Origin of the sequence: Fusobacterium ulcerans (assembly GCF_003019675.1) — a bacterium.
Taxonomy (GTDB): domain Bacteria; phylum Fusobacteriota; class Fusobacteriia; order Fusobacteriales; family Fusobacteriaceae; genus Fusobacterium_A; species Fusobacterium_A ulcerans.
This window is the reverse complement of the sequence record NZ_CP028105.1, coordinates 2745500-2757374: the sequence shown is the minus strand read 5'-3', so window position 1 is coordinate 2757374 and position 11875 is coordinate 2745500. Positions and strand designations below refer to the sequence as shown.

The 11875-nt window shown below is 28.7% G+C and carries 12 protein-coding genes; 1 reads left to right on the top strand and 11 read right to left on the bottom strand.

The features are described 5' to 3' along the window. Positions 1-206 precede the first annotated feature (206 nt). The 11 genes from C4N20_RS12850 to C4N20_RS12800 all read right to left on the bottom strand — a co-directional run bounded on the left by C4N20_RS12850 (position 207) and on the right by C4N20_RS12800 (position 10737). On the bottom strand, positions 207-3491 hold the full coding sequence (locus C4N20_RS12850) for an autotransporter family protein (RefSeq protein ID WP_005976996.1): 3285 nt from the start codon (positions 3489-3491) through the stop codon (positions 207-209). A 235-nt stretch (positions 3492-3726) separates the two neighbouring features. Then, on the bottom strand, positions 3727-3972 hold the full coding sequence (locus tag C4N20_RS12845) for a hypothetical protein (RefSeq protein ID WP_005976994.1): 246 nt from the start codon (positions 3970-3972) through the stop codon (positions 3727-3729). Beyond that, a complete protein-coding gene (locus C4N20_RS12840; protein WP_005976992.1) occupies positions 3965-4144 on the bottom strand; it encodes a hypothetical protein in 180 nt (59 codons plus the stop codon). Before C4N20_RS12840 ends, C4N20_RS12845 begins: the two co-directional genes overlap by 8 nt. Positions 4145-4204: 60 nt before the next feature. Continuing rightward, positions 4205-4522 carry a hypothetical protein gene (locus tag C4N20_RS12835; protein WP_005976990.1) on the bottom strand — a complete coding sequence of 106 codons (318 nt, stop codon included), beginning with the start codon at positions 4520-4522 and terminating at the stop codon, positions 4205-4207. 112 nt (positions 4523-4634) lie between these two features. Continuing rightward, positions 4635-4874: a helix-turn-helix domain-containing protein gene (locus C4N20_RS12830; protein WP_005976987.1), complete on the bottom strand. Its 240-nt coding sequence runs from the start codon at positions 4872-4874 to the stop codon at positions 4635-4637. Positions 4875-4923: 49 nt separating this feature from the next. Beyond that, positions 4924-5730, bottom strand: a complete 807-nt coding sequence (locus C4N20_RS12825; RefSeq protein ID WP_005976985.1) for an ATP-binding protein — start codon at positions 5728-5730, stop codon at positions 4924-4926. Continuing rightward, on the bottom strand, positions 5717-6592 hold the full coding sequence (locus C4N20_RS12820) for a helix-turn-helix domain-containing protein (RefSeq protein ID WP_005976983.1): 876 nt from the start codon (positions 6590-6592) through the stop codon (positions 5717-5719). The genes C4N20_RS12825 and C4N20_RS12820 overlap by 14 nt, the downstream gene beginning before the upstream one ends. Before the next feature lie 778 nt (positions 6593-7370). Beyond that, positions 7371-7739: a hypothetical protein gene (locus C4N20_RS12815; RefSeq protein WP_005976981.1), complete on the bottom strand. Its 369-nt coding sequence runs from the start codon at positions 7737-7739 to the stop codon at positions 7371-7373. A 157-nt stretch (positions 7740-7896) separates the two neighbouring features. Continuing rightward, complete coding sequence (locus tag C4N20_RS12810) at positions 7897-8580, bottom strand: RloB family protein (protein ID WP_005976978.1); 684 nt, start codon at positions 8578-8580, stop codon at positions 7897-7899. After that, entirely contained in the window at positions 8580-9803 is a 1224-nt protein-coding gene (locus C4N20_RS12805; protein WP_005976976.1) for an AAA family ATPase, read from the bottom strand. Before C4N20_RS12805 ends, C4N20_RS12810 begins: the two co-directional genes overlap by 1 nt. A 226-nt stretch (positions 9804-10029) precedes the next feature. Next, a complete protein-coding gene (locus C4N20_RS12800; protein WP_005976974.1) occupies positions 10030-10737 on the bottom strand; it encodes an SAP domain-containing protein in 708 nt (235 codons plus the stop codon). Between the two features lie 208 nt (positions 10738-10945). Between C4N20_RS12800 and C4N20_RS12795 the strand changes: the two genes are divergently transcribed. Beyond that, entirely contained in the window at positions 10946-11818 is an 873-nt protein-coding gene (locus tag C4N20_RS12795) for a toxin-antitoxin system YwqK family antitoxin (RefSeq protein ID WP_005976972.1), read from the top strand. Positions 11819-11875 lie beyond the last annotated feature (57 nt).

Sequence of the window (11875 nt, the reverse complement as noted above, 5' to 3'; positions counted from 1 at the left end):
CCTTAAAATTTTATTAATCTAACAATAAATGAACTTTTAAAATATTCTCCTTTGTGCACACTTCCAGACTTCATTAATTTTTGAAAGTTACCACAAAACTTGAATTTTTAAACTCTCTTTTTATTTGGCAAAAAACTGGTTGTATTTTAACCAGTCTTTTCACCATTAATTTAATTCCGATTGTTTAACTCAGTACTGTTATTTAATTAGAATCTATATCCTATTCCTGCTCCTACTATCCATTCACCTTTAGTCTTGTTTTTACCAGATTGATTATGTGAATCTCTCTCTACAGAGTAAGTTCCCTTTACATCAAATAGTACTCCGTTTTCTAATTCAAGAGCATATTTAGCATTAAGTCCTATACTGTGTTCATTTTTATGAGCTACTAGGATATCAAAGTCGCTTCCACCTTTAAATCTTCCAGTGATATATTCTTCCTCTGCTCCATCAAATATTCTAGTATAACTTACACCTGCTGAAAATGTACTTTTTCCTTTTTCATGAGGAATAACTTTTTTCAAGTCTACTCCTACTTTTCCTACTGTGTAATCAAATGATTTAGAAGCTGTCTCAATAGCTAAAGCTTTATTTCCTTCGTTAGCTCCCTCTTGGTCTATGTATGTATATGATAGAGTTGCGTAAGGCTCTAAGAATAAATTATCTCCTATTGAATTAGAATATCTTCCATTCAAATAAATATCATAAGTTATATCATTGTAATTGTCTGAATATTTCATCACTGCTTTTGTTTCATCAGAAGCCACTTTGTTTACTGCCATTCTATCTGCGTCATAGTCTCCGTATTGGAATCCTGTTCCTGCTGTTACTTTTAGATTTCCAATATATTTTTTAGCATAAGCTCCAATATATAGGGCGCTTCCATCTACTTTTGAACCGTTAGACAGATCAGATTTCAATTTATTTCCTCCAATTACTACTCCAGAAGTCAATGTATCAGATACTCCGTATTCTCCTAACATATATGCACCAGTTATCTTAGTATCAGCATCCATGTCAGAACTTCCTATGTCATATGTATAGTACCCTTTTCCATAGTAAGTATCTTTAGTTCCTCCATCTACATGAGTTAATCCACCGTAGATCATCCATTTTCCTGTGTCAGCTTTAAATTGGTTATCAGTAACTATATCTCTAAACATTCCTGCTGATTTTCTTGATAGTTCAGAACTGTATGAGTAAGGATTTCCTGCATAGATGTCATTTAGGTATCCTAAGAATGTTGATAATTTCTCATCATCATCTACATTAAAATTCCCTAATTCATCTACTGAAAGAATGCTGTGATATATTTCATTCAGTTTTTCATAAGTTATGTCTGTAGGAAGATCAGCTCTAGATGTAATTATCACCTCATTATCTGTTCCTACTATTCTTTTTACTTTATGAAGAAGAGATGTTGTAGCAAAAGTTCCTCCGCTTCCTGTTACTAAACTGTTATCTAATTCAGTAGTTCCAAAGCTTATTATACTTTCATTTCCTGCCCCATTTAATGCTAAAAGAAATTTCCCACCAGTTGAAGCTATTGTTCCATTATTTCCATATAGGGCATGACCTATAATCTTATCTGTTCCACCTGTATTATCTATCCTAGTTGCATCTATTCTTAAAGTAAGTACTCCTTTTGCTCCTATTGATATATTTTCTGCTCCTGTCACTTCTAAATCTGTTATAGTTCCATCATCTTTAACAGTTTTTTCAAACAGAGTTACATTTGTATTTATATTCATATTTTCAAAATTTGAAATATTATGCAGAACATTTATTTCATTATTCCCAAAAGCTCTTGTTGTCTCTGGATTAAAATTAAGAATATCATTTCCACTTCCTCCATCAAGAGTTCCGTTAACAATACTTCCTTTTTCTATTGTAAGAGTGTCATTATCATCTCCCATACCTATTTTCCCATTAATTGTTACTTCGCTGCCAATAACAAAGGTATCATCTCCACCTTTCATGCTTATATTTCCATTAACTATACTTCCACTTTGCAATGTTAAAGTATCTCTATTAGCACTTCCTTTTACAGTATCACTTGCTCCATCAGTTCCTCCATTTACTATTGTTCCTGATAAAGTAAGCTGACTATCTGTTCCATCAAAAATAACTGCTGTTTCATAGCCATTGATTACTGAATTATTAAATTTATTATCCCCTGTTGATACAAGCAATGTATCTGTTATTCCATTTAGAATATATTTCTTATCTAAAGAAACATTTTCTGTTTGAGGATTTCCAATAGAATCATCGTATGTTAATACTCCATTTTCAAGCTTTAGACTTCCAGTTCCTGTTATATTGTCTTTATTCACTCCTTTTGCTTTTGTATTTATTACTGTATATCCATCTATTTCAGTAGTTGTTCCAAATTTTCCATAATCAATATCATCTTTTGCTGTATAATTTCCACTATATCCCTTAAACATCAATCCATAATTATTTTCAGATGTTATAGTTCCAGAAGTGCTAATAACTAAAGCTGTTTTTGCTGCTAATATTCCATAGTTATTTAAAGATCCTATTGTTGCATTAGCATTATTTACTGCAAACTTTTCCCCATAAATAATCCCTGTATTTGTAATAGTTCCCAGAGTTCCATTAGCTCTATTAGTAATTCCAGAACTACTGCTAGTTCCTGTTCCTGTTATTAAACCAGTATTTACTATTGAACCACTTGTTCCGCTCATACCACCAATTGCTATTCCTAAGCCACTGCTACTTCCACTTCCTATTCCTTTTATTAATCCGGAATTTGTTAAGGTTTCCATATTGGCATTCATATAAACAACACCACTTCCTTCTCCTTTTGAAGCTACTCCTGCTATTAAACCAGTATTTGTTAAATTAGCTAGAGAAGCTGGAGAAGTTGGGGTAACGCTATAAATTCCATGCCCAGCTGTTAATCCTGTTCCCATTATTGAACCAGTGTTAGTCAAAGTTCCCACAGTACCAAAATTAAAAATTCCATTACTACCCTCAGCTGATACAGTAATTAAGCCATTATTTGTTATAGTTTCTACATTACTGGAATCATAAATATAAATTCCACTACTTTCTCTAACAACATTATTTATATCCGTTCCCATTATTAAACTATTATTTATAACTCCACCTAAATCACCACTCAATTTTAAGGCACAACTTGCATCCCTTACATACCCATCTGCTGTTATATTGATTGCAGTTGATAATAATGTCATATTATTTATATAAGTTTTAGTATCTGCATTCCAAATATTTTCATCACTATATGGATTTGCTTCATTCCAATTTCCACCAGCTCCACTAGCATCATTAGTGATTGCTGTATTAAATTCTATCGCTCCACTGTCTTCTCTTATCCACAAATACTCATCTGCTCCCATTACTGCTGTACAAGAGAGAAGCATTCCTACTACTGCCCCTACTGTAATATTTTTCCCCCTCTTCTTATTCCCACTTTTTACAGCCTTCATAATTTTTTCTATCATCTTTCCCTCCACAAAAAAAATACATAAATTTAATAAATATAAAATATGTCTGCAATTTCCAATTTTACATTTTATAGGACTTTATTGTCAGAATGACCTCCTTTTGCTGTTCGCATTTGTATATAAAAGAGAACTTTTCTAAAGTACTCTTAAATACAAAAATCCCCAGTAAATTTATACTGAGGACCTTTTTTATTTTTATTCTTTTTTTTATGGGAAGATTTTTTTAGTCTTTTTAGCATTTGTTCTGTTTCATTAATTGTTCTTCTATCCTTGTCATTCTCTCTTCGATTCTTTTGATTCCATCAGTTAGTGTCCTTATATTCTCTCCTCTGAATTTTTCTATGAAGAGTCTTTCTTTTTCACACACTGTTCTATCTACTTTTTTTTCAAAGAGTGAAAATATATACCTGTGATATCCCAAAAGGAAAGTGACTGTTGTTGTTACGATTTTAAAATAGATTTCTATGTTCTCATTCACTTTTCTCCCCTTCCAGTTTTCCAAATACTGCTTCAAATATCCTGTCATCGATTTTGCTTTCTGTTCTTTTCACTAGCTCTCTCATAGCAACTATCAAGATATTTTCTACAGTTTTAGTTCCCAGCCATTTACAGACAAAGTATTTCAGAAATTTTGTTGTTATTTCTTTCATGACCTGCTCCCTTGCAAAATAGGGTAATCTTGAAAGACTACCCTATTTTTTAATTTGTGATTAAGCCTCTGGTATATTGTTTTTCACATAGAAGTGATATGCCGCCAGTAAGCTTCTGTACTTGTCAATAGTTTCCAGTGAAGAGTGATAAGACTTGATCTCTTTTTCTGCACTTGTCTGCCATTCCCCATATGATTCATATGCTGAGTTTTCTGGAAGTGGTGTTCCTGCTTCTATCTGTTCAGCTATGTGTTCAATAGTTGCTGTGATGTCGTCTATATTTTTCAATATAGCTTTTTCTCTTTTGATAGAACTTTCCACCTTTGTAATTTCCTTTTGCACCACTGCTAATATTACTTGATTGTCTTCTGTTGCCATTTTGCTACCTCCTGTGTTTTTGTTTTTTCCATAGGTATATGATACCTTTTTGAGAAAAAATAAACCAGTGATGAATTGTGACGATTTATGACGATTCGTGAAGTACTCAAAATTATTCTAATAAAAAAATCAGGCTTCTAGTGTAAATTAAAATTTTGTTTCCAATTCTTCTGGAAATAACATCTCCTTCCTCAACTCTTTCGTAGATAGTATTTTTATGATTTTTTAAATACTTTGCCGCCTCATTTATTGTCGCCCATTCTCCTATATGCTCCACTATTTCCTCTGCCAGTGCCTTGTCCAGCGCTGAAAGATTTCCTAGTTTTTTGTATATATATTCCTCTCTCTCCATTTGTAATTCTCCCTTTTAATCTATTTTTTATTAAATCCTTTTTTGTTTTTTATGAGATAAATTCTATAAATGCCTCTTGAGTCATTCCTCTTTTGCTCTTCCCTGCTACTTTTACAGGAAAACACATATCTGTTATTCTGTCCCTTATCCTATTTTGTCCATGTACAGAAAACCTCTTAGTTAGTTCACATATTTTTTCATCTCTATCGAAAATCAGATTTGTAGATAATATCAAAGGTTTATTACTTCTGTACCTTGCATCTATGAGATTATATATCTTTTCAGCTCTCCAGCAGGATTGATTCTCATCCAGATCTTTTTCAGTACCAAAGTCATCAATGATTATCAGATCACACTTTTCTACCTGTTCTAAAAATCTTTTTTCAGCTTCTCCCCAATCTCTCCCCACTTTATTGAGATATAGCCCCAGATTTATTACCAATACTGTCTTTCCTCTTTCCATGAGATAGTTTGCTATACAGGCTGTAGTAAAAGTCTTTCCTGTTCCTACTCCCCCATAAAACAACAATCCTATCTGCTTGTCTTTTTTCAGAAAATTCTCTGCATATTTCTTTCCCAACTGCATATATTTACTGCTCATATCTGCATTTTCAAATCTGCTTTCCAAAAATTTATTATCTATGACAGAAATTTCTTCATATTTTTTCACTTTATTTTTTATACATTCATGAACTCTTTTTCTTTCCAATTCCTCCATTTCCCTTTCTTTTTCCTTTTCCAGACAGTCACAGGCTGGAATATATTCCACATTTTTCCTAAGGCTTTCAGGAAATAGTTCCAAATATCTATTTTCATTTCTCACATAATCTTTATTGCAATATTTACATTTCATCATTTTTATTTCCCCCTAATGTTCCATTTAAAGCACCATCTATCAACTTTTCAGTAAAATCTTTATATTCTGGTCTTTTAAATTCTTTTTTGGAGCTGTTCTTCTTTTTGCCCTTGTTTTCTTTATCTTTAAAATTTCCATTCATGGCTTTCTTTAGGTTTTCTATCTTGAAAATACTGTTGACGCTCATGTTGTTTTTTACAAACTCAGACTCCGACATCAGTGTCAGTGCTTCAAAAAGCTTTACAGCTCCTAATTCTCTCCATACTCCCAAGATTACATAGTTATCTGGTCTGTAGTTATACTCTGGCAGTCCCAGCTCTTTATATTTTTTTAATATATCCTGTATCTCCATAGGCGCATCACTTAATTTTTCTTTCTCAATCTCATTTTTATGTTCTGCACTATCATCAGCTTTCTCTTCCACCTCTGTGTGTGTATTATTTATCTTTTTATCTTTTATGTTATTATTATTCTTTTTGTTATTATTAAGACTGTTATTATTAGTGTTCACCTGACCGCGTGCGGTAGGATTCGTATCGGTTTCTACCGTATCCGACGAAACTATACACGGTATAGCATTTACAGTATATAGATTTTGGGCAAACTTCCCTTTTTCTTTATGCTGGACATATCCTCTGTCTTTTAATTCCTTGATATATTTTACCAGTGTACTTTTTCCTATCCCCAGATCTCTGCATATCAAATTTTGCGATGGAAAGGCATCCTTTCCTTTTCCAGTATAACTGCATATATAGGCATAGACAGCTTTTGATAAAATATTTAAAGTTTTGTCCCTCATTACTTTTTTTGCTACAACTCCATATCCTTCTTCGTATATTCCCAGCATTTTAACCTTATCCATTCTCTTTTCCTCTTCTCCAAGTAAGTTTATTTTTTTATAAAATTAAGTAAAAATTTGGTTTCTAAATTTTTGAAGCTGATCCTTTGTACTGGCATATGAATATCCTCAAGACTTTCTTTTTTCTCCAGTAGGATGACAAATCTTTTGTACTTTTTTTCCTGTCCATCTTTTACGCTCCTTCAATTTTATAATAATATATGCGAACTTTTTTATACTTAGTACTCTTTAAAAACCATTTTTTAATTTTTTAAATTATTTTTTTAATGTAACGTTATCTATATTAGCACAACATCCTATCCTTGTATATAAATTATTTTAAAAAAAATTGATTTTTTAGTTTTAAGAACTTTTTTAATAAACATACTCATTTTTTAATTTCTCGCTTATTTTCATTCCAGTTTTACAGTAAAATAGCAACAATAAAAATATTTTTTTACATCATTTCAAATAATATCTTTACAAAAAATAAAAAAACACCAGAATTTATCCTGATGTTATTCTAAATTGATTCATCTTATTTCTATTGAATTCATTAAATTACCTATTATATTTTTTCATTTCTTTTTTTAATTTATCAAATTATACTGTTTATTATAATATTTTTTCAAAAATCATCTCTGCTATTTTTAGTTCATTAATGTATATTTATTTCAAATAGTATTATCTTTTACTAAAATAGTTTTAATATTTAAAAAAATAATACCATTTAATTTTATAATTTTTTTGAAAATAAAAAATAAAAAATAAAAAGATAATATATTTTTTATAAAAAAATGCTTTACATTATTTTTTTTATATTAAGAATTTCTTTTCCCACAAAAAAATCTGATTCCAAATATTGTTGTAAATCTAAATTCAATATAACTGGAAAAGAATTTTCTTCTTCATATAAAAACACTATTTTAAGAAGAGGTGTGTAGTTATCCAGTTTTATATATCTGAGCATTTCTCTATAGTTATGCCTCAAACATTCTATTGCAGTTTTTAATTCTCTATAGTTTGTAAGTTCCTTTGGTTCAAATTTAGGAACATCTATTTTAAGAGAAATTTTTTCCTTTTTTATGAAACTTTCTCTTAATAGACTGTTAAATTTTACAATAGCATCTATTAGTTTTTGATCTAATTGATTTTCAACTTCTCTCTTCATAATATACTCCTTATATTATTTTATTCTTTTTTCCATTATACCATATCTCCTTTAATCTATGCTTATATTCTATATAGAATACTTTCTATCTTTTGTCATATAGTAAAAAGCCCTTTAGAATTATCCAAAAGGCTTTTATATTTTTAATTTATTTTAATTATTTTTCTAGCAATACCTTTAACTCCTCTACTAATTCATAAACTTTAGTCATTGGTTTACTTTTAGCAGGTGTTTCTTTTAAATTTATTTTTTCTAATTTTTTAGCATATTTTACAGCATTATCATAATTTCCATATTTTTCCAGAATTTGGTAAATATCATTTAGACTTTTTTCATATTTTCCTTTATTTATCTTATATTTTTTAAAATGCCCATTAAGTTTTTCTATATATTGTTCTCTTCCTATTCCAGTATTTAGATATTCAAAATGTAATAAAAACCATAACTCTATCGCTTCATTAGACCATGCTGTTTTTATATTTTCATTACCAGCTTTACTGATAGCATTATTAAATTGATTAGAAGTAAAAGAATCTTTGTCAAAAACACACCATACATTTCCATAGTTAATGTTAGCATTATCTCTTAATTTTATTGTATAATCTATTAAAGATTCAGTATTTTTCCCTGCACCTACAATATCTATGCATTCTACTTTTAAATTTATAAGATCGGGTCTATATTTTGCATTAATTTGATTTTTTAGTGGCTCAAAATAATTAGGTTCTGTCTTTTTCCCTTCACAAACAATCAAAAATCTAAGTGGCTCTACTTCTTTAATATTTTCTTTTCTCTTTTTTAAATTTCCTTGTCTTTTTTTATGCAAGTTGTCAAATCCCATTATTTTTCACCAACTTCAAACTCTTTTAAAATCGGCAGTGCTCCATATTTTCCTAACAAATAATCTTTATCGTAGCTGGCATCATTTCTAACCTTTGTATTTTCAACTTTATACTCTACCAATGAATAAAGCTCTGAAACATTTTCCTTGTTCTTTTCTACAAACCATATTTCATCTCTTCTAAAATTTTCTTTTTTCAAATTTATAACATCATGTGTAGTGTAAATTAATTGAGCGTCTTTAGGATTTGTATTTTTATTATGAAATATTTGAACTATATATTTACTTAAAAGAGGATGCAATTTAGCATCAAGTTCATCTATAAAAATAGTTCCTCCATTGTTTAAACATTTTTTTAAATCTGAATAGAGAGAAATCATTTTTAATGTTCCATCTGATTCCTCTTTCAAAGGAAGATATTCCTCCTTTTGAGTATCATTATTTAAATGCATAGAAAAAGCTTTATATCTTTTCTTTTCTTCTGTTACCTCTTCTTCTATTTTTATATCTTTTATTCCAACATCTATATCAGCTAAAAATTTATTAAAATTATCTCTTTCTTCTAAATTATTTTTTAGTAATTCGGCTGGTAGAAAAGAAGACCTTATTGTATCAATAAAGGGATCACCTAAATTTAAAACTTTAGTTTCTTTAAACCAATCATAAACATTTTTTATATCTTCTATTTTTATATTAGCTAAAAACGATAAAATTAATGTTTTTTCTGAAATGCCATTCAACATTTCAGAATAGATTTTTAATCCATTAGACAATTCAAATTTATCATTTTCTCTAGCAAATAATAATTCAAATTTTTCAGATTTATTACTTTTTTTCTTATATAGCCATTCTTCTCTTATCTTAGAACTATCTAATTCAAAACCATATTGATAAACCTCATTATTGTTTTTAAAAAATACTTCAAACATACTTTCAGAATTTTTACTTTTTTCATTAAAAGCAAATCTTTTTAAAGGAATATTTTGCCATTTAGCTTCTGAATTAAATGAATTCATTATAATATTTTTCATATGAGAAAAAGCTTCTATTACATTTGATTTTCCACTTGCATTTGCTCCATAAATAGCTGTAATTTTTAAATATTTATTTCCATTATCTTCAATTATTTTATCAGAATATTCCTTAATTGAAGAAGCTGTCATATCAAGAGTTACTTCATCTCTAAAAGATTTGAAATTTTTAAAACTAAATTGAATCAACATATCTTCCTCCTTTTTCTCATCATTATATAATATATAATAACATATGCTATATAAAATTACAATATTTTGAGAAAATTTCTCATAAAAAGCAAAAAATCATTTACATTTTCTTTACGTTTCAAAATAGCTGTTACTATAAATTAGCTTTATACATTAAAACAAAAAAACTCTTAGAATTAATCTAAGAGGCTTTTCACTTTAAATATCATTTTTCCATTTTTAATTATTATAGAAACATATTTATACATACTACTGCTACAATAATTATAATCCCTGCTATTATATAATTATTAGCAAATTTATCTTTATGTTCAACTATCTTTTCTTCTTTTATTGCTTTTTCTTTAACTTCTTCTTTTATCTCTTCTTTAACTTCTACTTTGATTTCTTCTGTTCCTTTTACTGTTTCCTCTTTTATCTCTGTCTCTTTTATAATCTCTGTTGGAACTTCTTCTATTATTTCCTCTTCAACTTCAACCTTTTCTACAGCTTCTATTGGAGTTTCTTCAATTTTTTCTTCAACTAGAATTTCTTCAACAGCTTCTTTATTTCCCTTTTCTCCATTCCCAGCTAATACCTCTTCTAACTCTTCGATATTATCCTTTAGAAATTTTCTTCCCAATGGAGTTAGTTTATACTTATCATTTCCAAAATACTTTTTAAGTTCATCTTCACCTATATTTTCAGTAACTCTTTGGATAAGCATTTCTTTATTGCCAGTTTGTACCAGACCTGCATTTTTCAATATTTCTTTAAGTTCTTTCACTGTTCCTTGCTGTATGTCATATATTTTTATGTAGTCTTCTTTTAGTGCTATTTTCAAATAATTTTCTTCATTAATTTCATATTTATTCAGCAATAATTTTGAGGCCTCTGTATTGTATTCTGCTCCACTTATCAATTTTAACAAAAGTACTATCTTAAAATTTTCCACAAAATCTCCTCCTTTTTATGCTTTATGAATATTCTTCCCTTCTATAATATACTATTTATACCATAAAATCAAATTATATAATTTTTTTTAATTTTTAATGAACAAATTGCCGTCTATAATTCAAGAAAATAATTTCCATATCTTTTAAAATCTCCCTCTAAACTATTTTTGTATGATATAATAGTAAGAAAACAAAGGAGACTTATTTATGAAGAAAATTATAATAATTTTTTCTCTTTTTATCTTAATGATCAGCTGTAATATTGGAAAAAGAGATGTTGATGCTTCTAAAAAAGATATGAGAGATGGAATAGTTTATATTATTAATGAGAAAAAACCTTTTACTGGAAAACTAACTGATAAATATGAAGATGGTAAAATAAGATCTGAAGAAAATTTTAAAGATGGAAAATATGAAGGTATTGTAAAAGAATATTTCCCTAATGGGCAGGTAGCTTTCGAAGGAACATTTAAAGATGGTCAATTAAATGGAGAAGCTAAAATATATTTTGAAAATGGACAGCTGGAAAATGAATCTTCTTATGTTAATGATAAAATTGATGGTGTTTCAAAAATTTATTATTTAGATGGTCAATTAAGAAGTCTTGTAAATTTTAAAGAAGATAAAAGAAATGGTCCTATTGAATACTACTATCCTAACGGACAGTTGCAATACTTAGAAAATTACATTGATGATGTACTTCAGGGAGAAGGAAAAGTATATTATGAAAACGGTAATCTAAAAGAAGAAAATAATTATCTTGATGGTGAATACAATGGATTGGTAAAAGCATACTATGAAAGCGGCAAACTAGAAAGTGAATATAATTATAAAAATGGTAAAGCTCATGGAGAATCAAAAATTTATTATGAAAATGGACAGGTAAAAAATATTGTTAATTTTGTTGAAGATAAAATCAATGGTGTTTCAAAGATTTATTATGACAACGGGCAACTGGAAGGAGAATATACTTTTGTAGACAACCAGTTTGACGGGCTATTTAGAAAATATTCAAGAGATGGTAAAATTACTAACGAAGCTATATTCAAAAATGGTAAGGTAGAAAAAATTATTAAATAAATATTTAACATAAGGATGACTAAAAGCTGAATTATATTTCTGCTTGCAGTCTCCTTT

Excerpts from the sequence above, each read along its gene's own strand:
- C4N20_RS12850 (WP_005976996.1), bottom strand. The coding sequence starts at position 3,491 with ATGATAGAAAAAATTATGAAGGCTGTAAAAAGTGGGAATAAGAAGAGG.
- C4N20_RS12840 (WP_005976992.1), bottom strand. The coding sequence starts at position 4,144 with ATGAAAGAAATAACAACAAAATTTCTGAAATACTTTGTCTGTAAATGG.
- C4N20_RS12835 (WP_005976990.1), bottom strand. The coding sequence starts at position 4,522 with ATGGCAACAGAAGACAATCAAGTAATATTAGCAGTGGTGCAAAAGGAA.
- C4N20_RS12830 (WP_005976987.1), bottom strand. The coding sequence starts at position 4,874 with ATGGAGAGAGAGGAATATATATACAAAAAACTAGGAAATCTTTCAGCG.
- C4N20_RS12825 (WP_005976985.1), bottom strand. The coding sequence starts at position 5,730 with ATGATGAAATGTAAATATTGCAATAAAGATTATGTGAGAAATGAAAAT.
- C4N20_RS12820 (WP_005976983.1), bottom strand. The coding sequence starts at position 6,592 with ATGGATAAGGTTAAAATGCTGGGAATATACGAAGAAGGATATGGAGTT.
- C4N20_RS12815 (WP_005976981.1), bottom strand. The coding sequence starts at position 7,739 with ATGAAGAGAGAAGTTGAAAATCAATTAGATCAAAAACTAATAGATGCT.
- C4N20_RS12810 (WP_005976978.1), bottom strand. The coding sequence starts at position 8,580 with ATGGGATTTGACAACTTGCATAAAAAAAGACAAGGAAATTTAAAAAAG.
- C4N20_RS12805 (WP_005976976.1), bottom strand. The coding sequence starts at position 9,803 with ATGTTGATTCAATTTAGTTTTAAAAATTTCAAATCTTTTAGAGATGAA.
- C4N20_RS12795 (WP_005976972.1), top strand. The coding sequence starts at position 10,946 with ATGAAGAAAATTATAATAATTTTTTCTCTTTTTATCTTAATGATCAGC.